Below are 20,377 nucleotides of genomic sequence, written 5' to 3'. Positions count from 1 at the left end.
TTTTAACGTGTTTTGAGAATTCTTAAATTACTACACCTGAATTACACCCAAATTAAATGGTTTTTGAATAGGGGCATGGTTTGCTGCTTCGATACCTAAAGAAATCCAATTACGAGTTTCTAAAGGATCAATTATGGCATCTGTCCAAAGTCTTGCTGCTGCATAGTAAGGCGAAGTTTGCTCGTCGTAGCGTGCTTTTATTTTATTGAATAATTCTGTTTCTTTTTGTTCGTCTACCAATTCTCCTTTTGCTTTTAGCGAAGAAGCTTCAATTTGTGCCAATACTTTTGCCGCTTGTGTTCCGCCCATAACGGCAAGTTCTGCACTTGGCCAGGCAAATATTAATCGAGGATCATACGCTTTTCCGCACATGGCATAATTTCCTGCGCCATAAGAATTTCCGACAATAACTGTAAATTTAGGAACGACAGAATTACTTACGGCGTTTACCATCTTGGCGCCGTCTTTTATAATGCCGCCATGCTCTGATTTAGAACCGACCATAAAACCTGTTACATCTTGTAAAAACACCAATGGAATTTTTTTCTGGTTGCAATTGGCAATAAAACGAGTAGCTTTATCGGCACTGTCAGAATATATAACACCGCCAAACTGCATTTCTCCTTTTTTGGTTTTTACCACTTTTCGCTGGTTAGCAACGATACCAACCGCCCAGCCGTCTATTCTGGCGTAGCCTGTAATAAGCGATTGACCGTAGCCATCTTTATACGCTTCAAATTCTGAATTATCAACTAAACGTTTGATAATTTCCATCATATCATATTGTTCAGATCTTGCTTTCGGAAGGATTCCGTAGATTTCGTTTGGATCTAAAGCAGGTTTTTCAGCTTTAATTCGGCTGAAACCAGCTTTATCATAATCACCAATTTTGTCTACTATATTTTTGATTTTATCTAAAGCATCTTTGTCGTCTTTAGCCTTATAATCGGTTACTCCAGAAATTTCACAATGCGTTGTCGCTCCGCCTAAAGTCTCGTTGTCAATAGTTTCTCCAATTGCCGCTTTTACCAAATAACTTCCGGCAAGGAAAATACTTCCGGTTTTATCTACAATTAATGCCTCATCGCTCATGATAGGAAGATAGGCACCTCCCGCAACACAGCTTCCCATTACGGCGGCAATCTGCGTGATACCCATACTGCTCATTTGAGCATTATTTCTAAAAATGCGGCCGAAGTGTTCTTTATCTGGAAAAATTTCATCCTGCATTGGAAGATAAACGCCCGCGCTGTCTACCAAATAAATAATAGGAAGTCTGTTTTCCATTGCAATTTCCTGTGCGCGTAGGTTTTTCTTTCCTGTAATCGGAAACCATGCTCCAGCTTTTACTGTCGCATCATTGGCAACCACAATACATTGTTTTCCTTTGATGTATCCAATTTTTACGACAACGCCTCCCGAAGGGCATCCGCCATGTTCTGCATACATTCCTTCGCCTGCAAAACCGCCAATTTCAATACTTTTTGCATTTTCATCCAATAAATATGCAATCCTTTCACGGGCTGTCATTTTGCCTTCAGAATGCAATTTTTCGATTCTTTTTTCGCCTCCGCCTAATTTTACTTTGGCAAATTTTTGTTTTAATTCAGAAAGGAGCAGTTTATTGTGATCTTCGTTTTTATTGAAGTTTAAATCCATAATATTGTATTGATTTTGTAAAATAGTGTTGGCTAATTTACAAAATCAATTGAAATAAAAGGGTTGCTTTATGAATTAAGAAAGGGCATTTAACTTTCATTTCGCATACAAGTAAAGATTAACTCTAAATGTTATATAGAAAAATTAAAAGCAGCATAGTCGTAAAATATTTTAACGCAGAGGGGACAAAGGTTTTCGCAGAGTTCACTAAGATTTGAGTTGTTTTACACTATCTAAGCCCGCAAAGCTTTGTGGACTTTGTGTTTATATTATACCTAAGTATTAAAAAACTTTGCATTCTCCGTGGTAAATTTTTCTTTTAAGATTAATTCAAAAATATAGATTTTAAATTTGAAGCTTTATAAAATGAAAAAACATCCGTTATAGCGGATGTTTTTTTATATATGTAATGTTTAATTTATTTTTTAATAGCACAAGCCATTCTCTTTAGTGTTGCCCATTGTTTTAAAGCATCACGCGCTTCAACAGCTGGATAACCAAGCATTGTTTTTCCTGCTGGGACATCACCTATAACGCCAGATCCAGCACCAACGATAGCTCCGTCTCCAATAGTTGTGTGGTCTTTTATGGAAGCGCTTCCGCCAATAATAACGCCATTTCCTAAAGTTACAGAACCCGCCAAACCGCTGTTTCCTGCCATTATACAGAACTTACCTAACTTGCTGTTATGTCCAATCTGCACTAAATTATCAATTTTGCAGCCATCTCCCAGAACTGTAGAACTAAATTTACCGCGGTCAACGCAAGAATTTGCTCCAATTTCAACTCCGTTGCCAATAATAACATTTCCAATTTGTGGAATTTTCACTAAACCTTTTTCAGTACAAGGACGAAATCCAAAACCATCTGCGCCAATTGTTGCATTTGGATGAATGATACAGTCGCTTCCTATATGGCAGCGTTCACGTACAACTGTTCCAGACCAAATAATGGTGTTTTTTCCGACAGTACATTCGTCCAAAATAGTCACATTTGGATAAATAGTTGCATGGGCACCAATTTCTACTTTTGGGCCAATATAACATCCGGCACCAATTTTAGCGCCTTCTCCAATTATAGCTGTTTCGTCAATAGTCGCAGTTCTGTGAATATTGTTATGGAAAATAGGAGTGGGAGGGGCAAAAAGGGCAAGAATTTGTGACATGGCCAAATCGGCATTTTTTACTTTAATAAAAGCGCGATTTTCACCAGGTTCGATCGAAATGTCTTCATTAACTACCGCAATTGATGCATTTGATGTCGACCAGTATTTTTCGTATTTTTTATTTCCTATAAAAGAAATTTCTGAAGTTGTAGCTTTTTCTAATTGTTCTGTTGCGGTTATGCTTTGTGAAGTAGTGCCGTAAATTACGCCATTAATTACTTCATTAATTTCTTGAATTGAATACGATCTCATTGACAGTTTAATAGACTAGGGGATTAATTTTTGCCAAATAAACTGAATTACATTTTAATTACCTAATAAAATTTTTAAGTTTCTTAATAAATATTTAAAATAGAAGTCTAAATATTACAAAATTAACATTTTAACTATTAAATTACTGAATGTTTTTTAATGTTTAAGTAAACTGTAGCTATGTTTTTAGATTGAATTGATCATAAATAGCCTATTCAGAAAAAAAATATTTAATTGATAAGTACTCACTTACATTTGATCTGTTAATTGTTTAACTGAGTGATGATTAAAAAAAAGCGATTCACTCTAAAAAGGAATCGCTTTTGTAATTTATTCTTTGATTTTTGATAGTGAAACGGCATTAATGCAGTATCGTAAACCACTTGGAGGCGGTCCGTCTGGAAAAACGTGTCCTAAATGCGCATCACATACATTACATCTCACTTCAACACGAATCATTCCGTATGATTTATCGGCGTGGTAACCAACGACGCTTTCTTTTACAGGCTGTGTAAAAGAAGGCCATCCTGTTCCAGATTCGAATTTTTCGCTGGCATCAAAAAGAACCGTTCCACAGCATTTGCACTCGTAAATTCCAGGATCAAACAAACTGCATAATTCAGAACTAAAAGATCTTTCGGTTCCTTTTAAACGTGTCACCTGAAATTCTTCTGGAGTTAAAATTTGTTTCCATTCTTCCTCCGTTTTCTCAACTCTTTTATCAGGAGTTGGATTTCCTTTATTTGTAAAATGAATTACATCTGCCCATTTTATCATAATTTGTTTTTTTAGTTTCACGTTTAAAGTTTCAGGTTTCAGGTTTCAAGTTTCAGGTTTCAAGTTTCAGGTTTCAAGTTTCAAGTTTACTGCGACTGAAAAACTTTACTCTTCCTCTTTCTGTCCCATCATCATTAGATAGGCTTTAAGAAATGCATCAATATTTCCGTTCATTACACCGTCAACATCGCTGGTTTCGTAACCAGTACGAACGTCTTTTACTAATTTATAAGGCTGCATAACGTAGTTACGAATCTGTGAGCCCCATTCAATTTTCATTTTTCCAGCTTCGATATCGGCACGCTGTGCTTGTTGTTTCTTCAATTCGATTTCATACAATTGAGAACGAAGCATCTGCATAGCACGCTGTCTGTTATCTTGTTGAGATCTCGTTTCAGAACACTGAATCTGAATTCCAGTTGGTTTGTGAACCAATTGAACTTTCGTTTCCACCTTATTTACGTTCTGTCCTCCAGCACCACTTGAGCGAGAAGTTGTGATTTCAATATCGGCAGGATTAATGTCAATTTCGATACTATCATCAACAAGCGGATAAACATATACAGATACAAATGAAGTGTGACGTTTAGCGTTACTGTCAAAAGGAGAAATTCGAACCAATCGGTGAACACCATTTTCGCCTTTTAGATACCCAAAAGAATAATCTCCCTCAAATTCTAACGTTACTGTTTTAATTCCAGCAACATCACCTTCTTGAAAGTTAAGTTCTTTTATTTTGTAACCATAACTTTCTCCCCACATCATGTACATACGCATCAGCATTCCTGCCCAGTCACAGCTTTCAGTTCCGCCGGCTCCTGCAGTAATTTGTACTACAGCACTTAAGCTGTCACCTTCATCAGAAAGCATATTTTTAAATTCGATGTTTTCAATATGCGATTGTGCAGTATTGTATTGTTCATCTAATTCTTCGACAGAAAGTTCGCCTTCTTTATAAAAATCATAAGCCAGCTGTAATTCATCTGTAAGCGATACGGCTTTGTCATAATCTTCAATCCATTTTTTCTTGTTTCGAAGATTTTTTACAATGTTTTCGGCTTCCTTCGGGTTGTTCCAGAAATCTGGTGCAAAAGTTTTTTCTTCTTCGTTTGCAATTTCGATTAGTTTGGCATCAACGTCAAAGATACCTCCTCAACGCACCAAGGCGCTCCACAATACCTTTTACTTGTTCGGCTGTTGTCATAAATTAATTAATTGGTTTTATATGTTTTTTAGAATTATTACGTTAATTTGGTCTATAGAAACTAGCAAGTTAAATTTTACTGAAACTTGCTCAGAATAACTATTTGTAATACGTAATTTTGCATACAAAAATAAGATATAGTTTTTAGAATATGGAAATAAATTTAATCAGCGATACCATAACAAAGCCTACTTATGAAATGCTGCAGTATATGTTTAACGCTCATGTTGGCGATGATGTATACAAACAGGACCCTACGGTGATTGAATTGGAAAATAGAACTGCAGAATTTTTTGGTATGGAAGCTGGACTTTTCTTTCCGTCTGGAACTATGGCAAATCAAACTGCTATTAAACTGCATACACAACCAGGAGAGCAGTTAATTGCTGATAAATATGCGCACGTTTACCATTATGAAGGTGGAGGTGTGTCTTTTAATAGTGGTGTTTCTTGTTGCTTATTGGATGGAAACCGCGGTATGATTACAGCAGCACAAGTTAAAGCAGCAATAAACGATCCTGAGTTTTATCATAGCCCGTTAACAAGTTTGGTTTGTGTTGAAAACACTACGAATAAAGGAGGCGGAGCCTGTTACGAATTAGAAGATTTAAGAGAGATCAAAAAGGTTTGTGATGCCAATAATTTGAAATTTCACATGGACGGCGCCAGAATCTGGAATGCATTGGTTGCCAAAAGACAAAATCCTAGGGAATTTGGGGCTATTTTTGACACTATTTCAGTTTGTTTATCTAAAGGTTTAGGCGCTCCGATAGGTTCAGTTTTATTGGGTAGTAAAGCTGATATTCATAGGGCGTTGAGAATCAGAAAGATATTAGGTGGTGGAATGCGTCAAGTGGGTTATTTAGCGGCAGCTGGATTATATGCTTTGGCTCATAATATCGAAAGACTGGCAGAAGATCATCGCAGAGCTAAAGAAATTGCGAAAATCTTAAGTACTAAACCTTGGATTGCATCTATTGAACCTGTAGAAACTAATATTTTAATTTTTTCGTTAGCCGAAGGTTACAGCGATCAATTATTAATTGAAAAATTAAAACAAAAAAATATATTAATAAGTTCATTAGGACATAATAAACTTAGAATTGTTACGCATTTAGATTACAAAGAAGTAATGCATACTTATGTGTTGGAAACGCTTTCGAAGTTTTAGGAGAAAGGTGCAAACTCTATTTGACTGATATGTTTTTTAAGAAGTTTGCGATATCGTCTTTTTTACAATAAGCAGCAAATTTAATGGCGTTCATATTTTTGACATAGGGATTTGAATATTCAATTTGATAATCAATTCCGTTTTTGATTAAAATTTCGACAGCATCAATATTTCCAATACTAATTGCTTTAAATAAAGGATTTGACCATGTTGTTAAATCAATTTTAATGCCTTTTGATATTAAAAATTCTATTAAATGGTTCTCAAAAACATCAATTGCTGAGGTTAATTCAATACCATTAAATTTATTAATATCTAGATTCTGTTTTAATAAAAACAGAGCTAATTTTAAATTTTTTGCCTTTATAGCAACATTCAATAATGATCCATTTTTTGTGACTAAGTTTATAAAATTTGGATTTTTACTTAGTATTTTTTCTGCTGTGATATTATTTGATAGTATTTTGTTTTCAATTTCTAGAGTAGTTTTTACAGTCTCTTCGTCTTCTCCCCAAAGAAATTCTTTCTTATATCTTTTAATAAATCTTTGATATTTTTTAGAATTTGGTTTTGGACCATTTATTACTGCTTCTATAAACTCTATAGGAGGAGAATAGTTATGATCTTTAATGTAATGATAAATCATATCAGGAGCTGCAAATCTTTGTTTGCCATCTTCACTAATAACTCTAATTTCAGAAAATCCTAAATTAATATCCTGATTTAAAATTGAAATTTTAAATGAATCAGATTTACATAAATCACACTTTAAATATCCCCTAGTTGTATTAAATGGTTCTAATATATATTCTTCTAATTTTTGAAGAAATAAGTCTGGAGTTTTTCCTTTTATAAATGTATTAGTTTCATTGATCCAGCCAATGTTTAAGGCATTTTCAAAATGAAGTTTGGAATAATAAGTTAAATCTTTATAGAATTCCATTCTGTAGTTAATTAGAAAATGAGTTATGAGTTATTGATAGATTGTATAACTGCATAACTCATTATTGATATAATATTATTTAAACAAATTATCCATTCCAGGAATAGAAGGCATATCCATTCTGGCAACTGCGTCTAATTCTCTTTCGTTAACATTTGTAGCTTTTTCGATTGCTTTGTTTAGTGTAACAATCAAATAATCTTCTAGTTGTTCTTTATCTTCAAACAAAGAATCATCAATAGAGATCGATTTTATCTTTCTGCTAGCTGTAATAGTAATTTTCAATAATCCGTCAGCGCTTTGTTCATCAATCAAAACAGTATCTAAACGCTTTTTTGTATCTTCAATTTTTTGCTGGGTTTCTTTAAGTTTGCCCATCATTCCCATTAAATCCATTTTTGTTGATTTTTTAAATTATTACAGACAAAATTAGTATATTGCTGTGTTAATTCAATAGAATATTTTATGAAAAAATTAATTTTGTTCTGTTGTGTTTGTAGTATTTTTGCGTCTTCATATTAAAAATTAATGCTAATTCAATGCAAAATGATATATCGGCTCCAAAGGCCAAAATAATTCCAAAAACATTAAAAAAACATAAAGAATCTAGAATTGACAACTATTTCTGGCTTAACGACAGAGAAAATCCAGAGGTAATTGATTATTTAAATCAAGAGAATTCTTATTACGAGAATATGACTTCTCATACTCAAAATTTAAGAGATAGTCTATTTGAAGAAATGAAAGCAAGAATTAAAGAAGATGATTCTTCAGTTCCTTATTTCTATAATGGATACTTCTACATTACTCGTTTTGAAACAGGGCAGGATTATCCAATTTTTGCAAGAAAAAAAGGAAGTCTTTCTGCAGAGGAAGAAATTCTGTTCAATTGCAACGAAATGGCAAAAGGACATGCGTATTTCAAATTAGGAGGTTTAAGTATTAGTCCCGACAATAAATTTGCCAGTTTTGGAGTAGATATTGTTGGAAGAAGAATTTATACCATTCAAATTAAAAACTTAGAAACAGGTGAAATTTTAGCAGATAAAATAGAAAGTGTTACTGGGGCTTCTGTTTGGGCAAACGACAACAATACCATTTTTTACGTACGACAAGATCAAGTAACGCTAAGGGCAGATAAAGTTTTTAAACATAAATTAAATACAGTATCTGAAAATGATGTTTTGGTTTTTGATGAAGTTGATGATACTTTTAATGTGTCGATCAGTAAAGAAAAATCAAGAAAATACATTGTTATTGGTTCTGGGAGTACCTTGACAACAGAATACAGAATCCTTAATTCTAATAATCCGGATGGAGAATTTACTGTTTTCCAACCTCGTGTTCGCGGATTAGAATACAGTATTTCTCATTACGAGGATTCGTTTTATATTTTGACCAACAAGGATAAAGCGACCAATTTTAAGTTGATGAAAACGCCTGAAAACAAGACCGGAAAGAAAAATTGGGTAGATCTTATTCCGCATAGAGAAGATGTTTTGTTGGAAGATATCGAGATCTTTAAAAACTATTTAGTTGTAGAAGAACGTTCGAATGGATTAAATCATATTCGAATTATGCCGTGGAATGATGAGCCTGATTATTATCTTCCTTTTGGCAGCGAAACATACAATGCGTATACAACAACCAATGTTGATTTTGATACGGATATTTTACGTTACAGTTATCAGTCATTGGCAACGCCGTCTTCTGTAATTGATTTTAATATGAAGACTAAAACCAAGGAAGTCTTAAAAGAACAAGAGGTTCTAGGAGGAAAATTTGATAAAAATAATTACATAGAAGAAAGAGTTTGGGCAACGGCTAGAGATGGTGTAAAAGTACCAATTTCGATGGTTTACAGAAAAGGACTGGAGAAAAATGGTAAAAATCCTTTATTACTGTATGCTTATGGTTCATACGGAATTACAATGGATACTTATTTTTCTTCTACAAGATTGTCGCTTCTAGACCGCGGATTTATTTACGCTATTGCGCATATTAGAGGAGGAGAGGACTTGGGAAGGCAATGGTATGAGGACGGAAAACTGTTAAAAAAGAAAAATACCTTTACAGATTTCATCGATTGCTCTAAATTTGTAATAGACCAAAAGTATACTTCTCCTGAACATTTATATGCGGAGGGAGGATCTGCCGGCGGATTATTAATGGGAGTTATTGTAAATGAAGCCCCTGAATTATATAATGGAGTCATAGCTCAGGTGCCTTTTGTAGATGTAATTACAACGATGCTGGATGACAGTATTCCGCTTACAACTGGAGAGTATGATGAATGGGGTAACCCAAACAACAAAAAATATTACGATTATATGTTATCGTATTCACCATACGATAATGTAAAAGCGCAAGAATATCCTAATATGTATGTTTCTACCGGCTTACACGATTCGCAGGTACAATATTGGGAGCCAGCTAAATGGGTTGCAAAATTGAGAGATTTAAAAACAAATGATAAACTTTTGTTCTTAGATACCAATATGGATGCAGGTCATGGCGGGGCTTCGGGACGTTTTGAGGCTTTAAAAGACTTAGCAAAAGAATTTAGTTTTTTATTAGATTTAGAAAAAATTAAAAGCTAATTAGAAATTTTTTGTTAAATTTGCAACCTATCAAGGTTAATTTAAAAAGGCCTTTGATTAACTATTTTTTTATGAAAGAAGAAATAACCGCTTATAATAATGTTTTAGAGTTAATAGGTAACACCCCGCTTATTAAGCTAAATAAAATCACCGAAGAGTTAGAAGGAAATTTCTACGCAAAGGTAGAAGCTTTCAACCCAGGTCATTCCTCAAAAGATAGAATAGCATTATATATTATTGAAGAAGCCGAGAAAAAAGGAATTCTTTCTCCGGGAGATACCATTATAGAGACAACATCTGGTAATACAGGATTTAGTTTAGCGATGGTAAGCATTATTAAAGGTTACAATTGTATATTAGCAGTAAGCTCAAAATCATCTAAAGATAAAATTGACATGCTGCGAAGTTTAGGAGCTAAAGTGTATGTCTGTCCGGCCCACGTTTCTGCAGATGATGAAAGATCATATTATAATGTAGCAAAACGTTTACACGAAGAAACAAAAGGATCAGTCTACATTAATCAATATTTTAACCAATTGAATATTGATGCACACTACAACACTACAGGTCCAGAAATCTGGGAACAGACAAAAGGACAAATAACGCACTTAGTTGCTTGCAGCGGAACAGGAGGAACTATCTCAGGAACTGCTAAATTCTTAAAAGAAAAAAATCCAAATATTAGAATTCTAGGAGTTGATGCTTTTGGTTCAGTATTAAAAAAATACCATGAAACAGGAGAATTTGACAGCAAAGAGATTTACCCTTATCGTATTGAAGGTTTAGGTAAAAACTTAATTCCATCGGCAACAGATTTTGATATTATTGATAAATTCATGAAAGTAACTGACGAAGAAAGTGCTCACTCTGCAAGAGAGATCACTAGAAAAGAAGGTTTATTTGTTGGATATACTTCTGGAGCAGTAATGCAGGCAATTAAACAATATGCAGAAGAGGGTGAGTTTACAAAAGAAAGCAACATTATTGCAATTTTCCCAGATCACGGTTCACGTTACATGAGTAAAGTATTCAGCGATGACTGGATGAACGAACAAGGTTTCTTTGATAGTGTTAACGAGGAAGAAGCTCAAAAAATTGAATTCGTAAAGTAATTAACTACTTTTTTAAAATATCAGACTCCATTCGTATTGCGAATGGAGTTTTTTTATGGTTTCTAAATAAGAAGTGAAAAAGATTATTTGTTAAAATACCGTGTTTATACGTAAGAAATTATTAAGTTGATTAAATAATGAGTGTTATTTTGCTAATCTTATTGAAAACTTAATAATACATTTCGACGGTTAAAATGTTCAGATTTGGTTATTTTAACGAGTATTTAGGTAAGTTGTCGGAAAAATTTTCGCTCACATTTGTAATAATCTAGTTTAGTGGTGTTAAAATGACATAAGTTATTTAATCCCTAAAATCTATTATTATGAAAAAATTTCTACTAACATTCTTGTTTGTAAGTTATTTAAATATAAATGCACAAACACCGATTCAGGAATTTAGCTTTAATGGTACTTTGAATAATACGGCAAATACAACTTCTTTTATGGGAATTGATAATTTCGTTGCCGATAGAGCAGGTGAGGTCAAAGGAGCCCAAAGATTAACTAATAAAGCTTTAGAAGCCGTAATCGATAATCTACCTCAAGGTAAGAGCGCTAGAACAATTAGCATTTGGGTTAAATTCAACGATATTTCTAATGCTAATTATATTTGGGGCTATGGTAATGCTTATAACGCCCAATATTGTGGTTTATTACAGCAAGGAACTGCTTCTTCTAACTCAGACTTAAGTTTAGCTGCTTGGGGAGCTTCTAATGATGTTATAGTTTCTACTCCACTAGAAAAATATGTCTGGTACAATTATACAATTACGTATGAAGGAACAACATCGAGAATATACCGTGACGGAAAGTTATTAAAATATTTAGAAGGCATGACACGATCTACAAAAGGAAATATTTTTAGATTGGGCGAAATTAATACCACTATCGGAATCAATGCAGATGTAGACGATTTAAAGATTTATGATGTTGCTTTGACGCCAGAACAGGTTAGTGAATTGTATGAAAAAGAAAAACCAGTTGTTGTAATTGCTTCAGAACCAGCATTGGAAATGAAAACTTCAAAAACTGTTGCAACAAAAGGGAAGACGTCAGGTAAATTGGCAGGCGGAACAATTATAACATCGAGTGATGTTAATGGAACAACTAAAAATATTGAGGTTTATTCGCAAGGTCAAAAAATAGTGGGAAGCAATGCAATGAATATTAATGATTTGCCTGAGGGAACTTATTTATTAAAAATTACAAATGCTCCATCCAAAAAAATCACTTCAAAATAATAGTCTTTACTTAGTTTTTAATATTAGTTATTTTTTACATTGCGCAAGCAATTAATTTTTTGAAATAGTACGGAAAAAGCCTTTTGAGGTATCTCAAAAGGCTTTTATCATTTAATACTTTTTTTGCTGGCCTGGAGCATACGCTTTTGCACTTTTGCTTCCTGAAGCTTTTTTGGCTTGTCCTGGTGGTATTTTTTTACTTGTTGGTGCTTGCGAAGTAGTATGAACATGAGTACTACAGCTGATAACGCTTAAGACTAAAAATAGTAGTACCAAAGCTATTACTGCAATTTTAGTGTATTTCGATGTCTGCATATTGAATTATTGATAATTAGATTTATTACTGGCAAATATAATTTTTTAAAATAGAATATAGGAATAATGTTTATCAATGTTTGTTCTTTTATTTTGTGAGAATTCTTTATTTGTATGTAGGAATTGTTTGGTGATGCTGAATTAAATTTATAGTTTTAACAAAATTTATAAAAAAAAATAAATGAAACTTGAAATTGCACAATCTGGTCATTTAGATAGCTGTCATCCAAGTTTTGTCTCAAATTAAATATTCTGAAAAAAATCTATACATATGAAAAAAATATTACTCACTTTAATGTTTGTAAGTTTTTTAAATACCAACGCGCAAAACCCGGTTCAGGAATTTAATTTCAACGGAAATTTAAATAGTGCAGATAATTCAGTTTCGTTTTTAGGTGCCCCTGTTTTTGTAAATGACAGAATGGGAAGTCCTAAAAGTGCTTTACGTCTTACGAATAAAGCGTATCAGGCTGTGGTGGGCGATCTTCCGCAGGATAATAAGCCAAAGACGATATCTGTATGGGTGAAATTTAATGCTGTAACTGCAGCCAATTATATTTTAGGATATGGGGCTGCAGCAAATGGACAGTATTTCGGATTAATACAGCAGCCAGCAGTTTCAGGTAATTCGGATCTAAGTTTAGTTGGCTGGGGAGATGCCAATAATGTTGTAGTTTCTGTACCGCTCGCAAAGGAAACTTGGTATTTCTATAGCATAACCTATGATGGAAATGTCTCTAAAATTTACCGTAATGGAGAATTATTAAAATCTGTTGAAGGAATTCAGCGTTCGGCAAAGGGTTATATTTTAAATATAGGAAAATTAAATACCGCAACAAGTATCAATGCAGATATTGACGATCTTAGATTATATACTGTTGCTATGACAGATGAGCAGGTTAGGGAAGCCTATAACAGCTCTAAAGCAACTGCTGCTATTGCTGCTCCAGCACAAGCCTCGCCTGTTGCTAACACAGTAAAGAAAACAACACCTACACCTGTAAAGTCACCAGCTCCTATTGTTGTTGCTTCTTCTTCAAATGAAACCAATAGAGGTGGAAAAAATATTGAGGTTTTCTCACAAGGCAAAAAAATAATGGACTCCAACGGATCTAATATTGCCGATCTACCCGAAGGAACTTATTTGATTAAGGTTACAAATGGTTCTCCAAAAAAATAAGTTACATATTCAAAAAAATAAAGCCTTCTGAATTTCAAAAGGCTTTATTTTTAGCTTAATACGCTAATTACTACGAATAAAACTACTAGTAATATTATGGCGTATCTTGTTATTTTTGAGGTTTGCATGATTTGAATTATAATAAAATTAAATTTTTAGAGTAAACACTTCATTATTATCAGTTTTTACATATATTAAATCGTTTTTGCTTATAATTTGATTTATTGAAAAACCTTCTGCTTCTTTTAATTCTTCAAAAAAGTCTATTTGCTTTGTTTCTACATTAAAACAACCAATTTTTGGAGACTTTTTCTTTTGTTCTTCGTAAGAATATACATTATCCACAAAATATAATTTATTGTTGTCAATGTATTGGACTGCCGTACCTACTGAAAACATTTCTTCATTGAATTTGAAATTATCCCTTTGAATTACGCCATTATTGATATTTAAAATTTCATAACTTTTTACTATTTTATTGTTTTGATTTGTTGCTTGTATGGAGACAAATTGCCCTTTTTTGTAATTAAAATTAGCTCCATAATGCTCAACAAGAATTTTATAAATTATTTGCCGTGTTTTAATATCCAGTACATTAATCCAATACTTAGAATCATATAACTCTTTTTCAATCTCTCTTGTATAAAAAGTTAAAATTCCTTTATATTTAATTATATCTCCCGCAATCTCTTCATGTGGTTCACATTTATATTCAAAATATGTATTAGTATTTAATAAATTAGAAAGTACAAATGAGCTTCGTTCTTTTCTTTTTTTAAATCTATAACTATAACTAATATCTAAAAATTTTCCAAAAAAAGAATCTGCAGTTCCCTCTGCATTATTTTCCTTATAAAAACTATAGTATTCATCACCATCTTCATTTTCAAACCAAATCACATAATTATTCTCATCGAAAATACTTAAACCTGTTGCATTACTTTGATTTATTGTATTTACAATGGTGAAATCAACATTTAACAGGACTAACTCATTTTTTTTTATAAAATATATATAGTTATTGCTGTAAAAACATCTAATAACATCGTTTTTATAATTTAATTCTCTTTTAGTATCTAGATTAATTAATGTGTTATCTTTTAGGATAATTATATTATTATCTATATTCCAAATGTTGTTTTTAACATTATCTATTTTAGCTAATATTTTCATTTATTTCAATTTAAATATTTCATCAAAATCCTCCTTTAAATATTTTTTTAGTTTAGAAGCGGTTGGATTTTCAACATCTTTCAAGAATTTTTTAGCCATATCATCTGTAATTTCTAAGTTATCTATTGCTTTTTTCATGTTAGAAGCAAAATCGGGAGGGTTTTTGCCTGCATCGAATAGCCATTGCAACTGTTTTAAATCAACTATATCCCCATTACTTAAATCCCCCAAAAATTGTTTTGCAAAATCAGTCGGAGGTACTTTGCTATATGATTTAAATTCAAAATATTTTGCTGATTTATTACCAGTTTCACCAACTATTGCATCATATCTTCGAGTATTTGCTAATGCAGAGACTTCAAAATTAGTTCTAGATGGTACAAAAACATTATCACCTTCTTTGCGTATGACAGCAATTACCCAATTAGCACCATCTGCCCCAGCACCATTAAACCAATGTGCCTTCAGGCCAGAAATAATTGATCCAAAACCATCTTGTCTCGCATATAATGCAAAATGATCTAAATCATTTAAAAAGTTTGTTAAATCAGTAGCCCTTTTACCTAATCCTTTATTCACCGTTAAGATAGTTGTTAGATCATCTACACTAACATGTCCCTTAGCTAAAATAGAACTTATTTTGTCAATATGTACACCTAGTTTTCTAAAACTAGGATATGCTTCTAAAATTAACCATTCTTTTGTAAAATCTTTACCTTGTTTTACAAAATCTTGTAGATCAGTACTTGCAGTTATATCTTTAAGAAGATCTTTTAATTTAGAAAGATCATCTTTAAATGGAGCTTTTTCAAGAATTTCTAATAATTTACTGCTATCTGTAGGCGAACTACCTATTTTTTCTAGTGCATTTTTTATATCATCTTCAACTAAACCTAATTTTTTTAGACGTGCTACAATAGCTTCACCTGCATCTTCAACAATTTCGCTTGCACTTTTCCTTAATTTATCCTCACTTTCATTTAATAAAATTTTGATTTTTTCTCCATTCTCAACAATTTCCGCAATTACGTTTCCATCTACATCTGGTTCAGTTAATATTGTCACTGCTTTCTCAAAATCTGCTGGACTTTTCTTAAGTAATTCTTTGGCTTTACTAACAGCATTATCAACGTTTTCTGTTAAATCTATTGCAATAGGAAATAATGCACAGTATGTTTTATTTAATTTTGCGAATTTTAAACCAGGAGCAATAAAAGCTTTAGAAACAGCAAAGCTAAATCTGGCGGCTGTACCAGTTCCTTTAACAGTAATCTTGATAAGTTTTCCTGCAAGTTTCATAGTTTGGCTTACCATATCTAAAGACTCTATAACTTTTGCTATTTGTGCAACTTTACCAACTTTAGCAAATGAAATAGCAATTGTGATAATATTAGCGACATCGTAGCCAACAGTTTCTGCGATTTGACATGTTTGTCCTGTGTGCGATTTTTTAACAAGACTCCATATGCAGACATTTCCATCTTTACTCTCTGTACACCAAATGTCTAATTTCTTAATTCCTTCCCACATTTCTCCAGCACGATCACCTCCATCAATAAGATTGGTAACTATTGCAGTCATTTCTGCGAGTCCTTTTACTTGATCTACTAAACCATTCCATACACCACATTTAAAAGCAAAATGGACATGACTAATTTTTACCAACTTTGAATTGGTAATTGTAATATTATTTTGTTGCAACATTTGATCGCCAAGTAGTGCAGACCATGCAAACGGGTCTACCAAGCCTGCATAATACAAAATAGGATTATAATCATTAGTAGTAATTTCAGGATTATAAAAACGCTCTGGAATTTTGGCTTTAGTAACTATACTAGCAATACCATCTAAAATTGCTGTTAGTGGATTGAAATAATTGTAAGTACCATCGAATTTTGGAATTACAGCACTTACAATAGCCAAAAATTTGTTCACATCTCCATTTCCACTACCATTAACTGCAGATCCTATAATGGTTTTTACCGTAGCTTCTCCATTAGCGTTAAAATCTATCCAAACTGCTACTTGAGAACCTGATAAATTTGCTAAATAATCGCTAACTTCTTTTTTCTTTTCTGGAAGAGTTTTGACATCAGTAATGAAAATTTTAGCAATCAGACCAGATTCAGTGCTGATATTCTTCATTTGAGAAATTATTTTTAATTTCTCTTTCTCTGAAATAACACCGGAATAATCATATGTATGATTTTCTTGTGCATTAACATTTGTTGCGTCTGGTTTATATCCTTTATTTGATTGTTTACCTAAGCCACCCAAGTAATCTTTATACGCTATATCAGTACCAGTTCCACCTGTAGTACCTTTATCAGATGTACAATTTAAAATACCCCATACTTGATCTCTAAAATCGTTTACTCCTTCTTTTTTAAATTTGTCATCAAGTATTGATTTTATATATCTTTGTAAACCAGCAGTATTTCCAGAACTAATGAAAGATTTTATGTTTTCGTATTTAGTCCTAATGTATTTTTTATCTACATTGCATTCACCTTTATTATTCGCAAATAACCAGATCCAAGGATTACCCGTTACAGTTTTTGTTACTGCGTGAATTTCTCTTTTTTCAATACCATTTAGTTCATGAATATAGACATACTCATGTTTTTTATCATCCCAAACATAATTTACGATCTCTTTATCTAATAAGTCACTAAAACCAGATGTAAAACCATCATCTGCAATATAATCTCCTGAATAGACACTTGTCAATTGAGTTTTGACAAATTCAAACATTGGAGATATTCCATATCCACCAGCCAAAGCCCCAGAAGAACTTTTCTGGAAACCGTAGAATTTCCATCCGCCGCTATGAATAATGTCCCAATCGTTGTGAGATAAAACAGTACCGTTTCCATAATCCATTAAAAGATTAGTTTTACCTGATTCTGCTTCTGTTGAAAATGGATGTTTTAGTCCAAAAATACCGTGTCCTAATTCGTGTGCAGCAGTTTTTAGATTTCCGTTATTAAATACAAAGGCGTACTGACCGCCTAAAGGCATAAAACCATCGTAACCATTTTGGCCCGATTTTCCAGTATATAGAACATAGTACGTTTTATCGTTGTATTTAAAATCGGCATTAGCTTCTATTTGACTTATTATATCTATCTGGCCGTCTGTGTAAACATTTAAAAGATCACTGTTGCCACTTTCTATTTCAGATGGCAGATCGTTAATTTTTACATTTTGAGAGGTTACTGTAAACTCAATACCAGCTTTGTTGTAAACATCATTAAGGAATTTTGCTGCATCAGCATTATCTGGAGTTTTTGCTCCATTTATTCCTAATAAGGTTACACTAATTGGCGTTTTCTTGGTTAAATGCCAAACATTTAATTTACCTGCAACATCAGATTTTCCTTCTACAGTTTTAGTTGTGTCTTGTGCCGATTTTACTGGTGCTCCTTTTACTGTTGCAATAATGGCATCTTTACCAAAATTCAGCGTTTTCTTCAGTAAAATTTTTGCGGTATTGTCTGATGTGTTCCATTCGGCATCAACTTTTCCTCCAGAGCTTGTTTTAAAGACAATATCAGAGCTTTTTTTACCATTAGAGAATTCTGCTCTTGCGATAACATAATCGTCTCCTTTTAAGTCTGATACTGCTTTGTAATTAACTTTATAAACTTTTCCGTCACCTGTTGGAATAAGTTCGTAACTGCTTTTAAGTTTTGCAGATCCATTTTCAGGCTGTGGGTCAAAAGCATATTTGGCTTCTTTACTATCTTCAAAAGTAATTTTTACATCTGGAGATGAAATTTGAGCAACTTCTCCGCTAGATGACATTCCATTTGTATTAGAAGCAGTTGCTTTTCCGCCAGGGGCAGGAGCACCAATAGTTGGCGCAGCACTTCCGTTAGCAGGAATTGTAACAGTAGTTCCGTTTTTATCCGTATAAACCTGATCGTATGGAGATTTTGGAAGCGTTGTTTTAGCTCCATTTTCTCCAATGATAGTTGTACTTCCATCAGGATTTAAAGTCGCCGATTTTACAACATAATCTAGTTTTCCTTCAATTGGTTTTCCGTCACTTCCTAAAATATCGGTAAGGATTTTATCACCATCAGCCATGTTGCTCCATGTAGGATCATAACTCGCGATAATTTCTCCTGAAATCAGTTTAAAATCGGTATTGACACCAATGTTATCAAAAGTGATTCTGATACGAGAATATTTTCCAATATCTGGACCACCTGCAGCATTTGCGGCATCTATAAGAGTTCTGAATTTTTCTAAGAATGGCAAAGTAACATAACCGTCTCCGCTAAATTTACCATTGCTTCCGTTCGCATGCAATACCACAATCGGGAAATCTCCCGCCTTTACTACATCATTAGCAAATAATTCTGGAAGCGGATTTTTGTTGGCTAAATCTGCCGGATCTGGCTTAATACCACAGCCTACAAAAGCAATTTCGTCTTTTGCCATTGTGGTAAATTCCTGAATTGTACTGTGGGTATATTTACCAACTTCGCAAGATGCACCAACAGTATATTCGTAAGTTGCATTTGGTTTTAAATTGCTGATAGTTGCAAATTCTCTTGGCGTAACTATTTTATACCAATCTGAATCTGCATTTTTTTCACGGTAACTTACCTGATAATCAAAATTGTCAATGTCACCGCTCCACGTTATTTTAGCTTGATCTTGGCTGATATCTGTGGTAGTGATTGCCAGCGGCGCCGTACAATAGGTTTCGTAAGTAAAAGAGAAAATTTCGCTGTATCCGTTATTTTTAAAAACACCAACTTCTTCAGCTCCCAAGAGAGCTTTTGCTTTTACTCTCCAAGCATATTTTTTGCCAGGAAGTAATTGCGGTTCTGAAACGCCATATTGCAGTGTAGTCGAACGTGTTGTGGTTGTATAAAGAGGAGGTGAGTAAGCAAATGCATTTTGAACTGGAGTATATTTATCCCAGATTTCAACTAATGAAAATTCGTATTCTACATTGCTGACATTGATTTGTCGAGGTGTCCAGCTGAAAATAATGTTTTGAATGTTCTGCTGCATTATTGAAGCATTGTTCAATGGCAGGTTCAAGAACGGTGGATCATTTTGAAAAATGATCGTTGTTACACTGGTTTTTTTAGACAGTTTTTTGTTGGTCGCAAAATCATAAACCTCAACAGAAAAAGTATAAATGCCTTCTGGAAGTGCCTGAGCATATTGATTTGGGTTAACTCCAAGAAGATTTTGATATTCAAAGTATGGTGCTAAATCTACGTTGGTCAACTGAAGCGGAACTCCACCTTCTAGAAAAAGATCTCTCGCTCCAACTACAAAATCGTTTGTCATCAGCGAAATCGACTGTCCTTGGAAATAACATTTTAATCGAATCTGGCGATTAGAAATCGTTAAATCGTTTAAGGTAATCTGCACTTTAATAGGACTATTTATGGTAGTCGCATCGGCATAATTGTTTAAGTAGATTGGAGATGGCTGTGTAATCTGCGTACTGATAGTAACTGGAAAAGTCTGTGCCATACCAGAAACCATTGCCGAAAGCCAAAACCCAAGGGTTAGAAATAGTTGAAATTGTAGTTTTTTTAGCATTTGGGTGTTTT

At 33.3% G+C, this 20,377-nt stretch carries 14 protein-coding genes; 5 read left to right on the top strand and 9 right to left on the bottom strand.

What is annotated here, in order from left to right; all coding sequences use genetic code 11:
* Window positions 1-30 precede the first annotated feature (30 nt).
* From ASE40_RS18610 to prfB, 4 genes are all read right to left on the bottom strand, one after another.
* Window positions 31-1,659, bottom strand: a complete 1,629-nt coding sequence (locus ASE40_RS18610; protein ID WP_057118622.1) for an acyl-CoA carboxylase subunit beta — start codon at window positions 1,657-1,659, stop codon at window positions 31-33.
* A 418-nt stretch (window positions 1,660-2,077) separates the two neighbouring features.
* A complete protein-coding gene (gene lpxD, locus ASE40_RS18605) occupies window positions 2,078-3,076 on the bottom strand; it encodes a UDP-3-O-(3-hydroxymyristoyl)glucosamine N-acyltransferase (protein WP_057118621.1) in 999 nt (332 codons plus the stop codon).
* Between the two features lie 330 nt (window positions 3,077-3,406).
* A complete protein-coding gene (gene msrB / locus ASE40_RS18600; protein ID WP_057118620.1) occupies window positions 3,407-3,853 on the bottom strand; it encodes a peptide-methionine (R)-S-oxide reductase MsrB in 447 nt (148 codons plus the stop codon).
* 105 nt (window positions 3,854-3,958) lie between these two features.
* Window positions 3,959-5,057 (bottom strand): peptide chain release factor 2 gene (prfB, locus tag ASE40_RS18595; RefSeq protein ID WP_128414998.1). Its coding sequence is split into 2 segments (ribosomal slippage): window positions 3,959-4,993 and window positions 4,995-5,057, totalling 1,098 coding nucleotides; the frame shifts between segments, so codons are not numbered across the junction.
* A 151-nt stretch (window positions 5,058-5,208) separates the two neighbouring features.
* Between prfB and ASE40_RS18590 the strand changes: the two genes are divergently transcribed.
* Window positions 5,209-6,228: a threonine aldolase family protein gene (locus tag ASE40_RS18590; RefSeq protein WP_057118618.1), complete on the top strand. Its 1,020-nt coding sequence runs from the start codon at window positions 5,209-5,211 to the stop codon at window positions 6,226-6,228.
* Window positions 6,229-6,244: 16 nt separating this feature from the next.
* On the opposite strand, the gene ASE40_RS18585 is transcribed toward ASE40_RS18590, so the two are convergent.
* A complete protein-coding gene (locus tag ASE40_RS18585) occupies window positions 6,245-7,171 on the bottom strand; it encodes an ankyrin repeat domain-containing protein (RefSeq protein WP_057118617.1) in 927 nt (308 codons plus the stop codon).
* A 75-nt stretch (window positions 7,172-7,246) separates the two neighbouring features.
* A complete protein-coding gene (locus ASE40_RS18580) occupies window positions 7,247-7,567 on the bottom strand; it encodes a YbaB/EbfC family nucleoid-associated protein (RefSeq protein WP_057118616.1) in 321 nt (106 codons plus the stop codon).
* Between the two features lie 143 nt (window positions 7,568-7,710).
* Between ASE40_RS18580 and ASE40_RS18575 the strand changes: the two genes are divergently transcribed.
* The 3 genes from ASE40_RS18575 (at window position 7,711) to ASE40_RS18565 (ending at window position 12,124) form a co-directional block, all read left to right on the top strand.
* Window positions 7,711-9,771 (top strand): S9 family peptidase, encoded by a 2,061-nt coding sequence (locus ASE40_RS18575; RefSeq protein ID WP_057118615.1) that lies wholly within the window; start codon window positions 7,711-7,713, stop codon window positions 9,769-9,771.
* Window positions 9,772-9,842: 71 nt separating this feature from the next.
* A complete protein-coding gene (locus ASE40_RS18570) occupies window positions 9,843-10,883 on the top strand; it encodes a PLP-dependent cysteine synthase family protein (protein WP_057118614.1) in 1,041 nt (346 codons plus the stop codon).
* Window positions 10,884-11,206: 323 nt separating this feature from the next.
* Complete coding sequence (locus ASE40_RS18565; protein ID WP_057118613.1) at window positions 11,207-12,124, top strand: LamG-like jellyroll fold domain-containing protein; 918 nt, start codon at window positions 11,207-11,209, stop codon at window positions 12,122-12,124.
* 111 nt (window positions 12,125-12,235) lie between these two features.
* Here the strand turns inward: ASE40_RS18565 and ASE40_RS18560 are convergent, their stop codons facing one another.
* On the bottom strand, window positions 12,236-12,439 hold the full coding sequence (locus tag ASE40_RS18560; protein WP_057118612.1) for a hypothetical protein: 204 nt from the start codon (window positions 12,437-12,439) through the stop codon (window positions 12,236-12,238).
* 271 nt (window positions 12,440-12,710) lie between these two features.
* Here ASE40_RS18560 and ASE40_RS18555 point away from each other — a divergent pair, with 271 nt between their 5' ends.
* On the top strand, window positions 12,711-13,619 hold the full coding sequence (locus ASE40_RS18555) for a LamG domain-containing protein (RefSeq protein WP_057118611.1): 909 nt from the start codon (window positions 12,711-12,713) through the stop codon (window positions 13,617-13,619).
* A 147-nt stretch (window positions 13,620-13,766) separates the two neighbouring features.
* Here ASE40_RS18555 and ASE40_RS18550 read toward each other — a convergent pair whose 3' ends face one another.
* Entirely contained in the window at window positions 13,767-14,792 is a 1,026-nt protein-coding gene (locus ASE40_RS18550; RefSeq protein WP_057118610.1) for a hypothetical protein, read from the bottom strand.
* Window positions 14,793-20,366: a fibronectin type III domain-containing protein gene (locus tag ASE40_RS18545; protein ID WP_082586837.1), complete on the bottom strand. Its 5,574-nt coding sequence runs from the start codon at window positions 20,364-20,366 to the stop codon at window positions 14,793-14,795.
* Window positions 20,367-20,377 lie beyond the last annotated feature (11 nt).

The organism is Flavobacterium sp. Root935, assembly GCF_001429295.1.
Classification (GTDB): Bacteria; Bacteroidota; Bacteroidia; order Flavobacteriales; family Flavobacteriaceae; genus Flavobacterium.
This window is presented reverse-complemented; position numbering and strand designations above follow the sequence as displayed.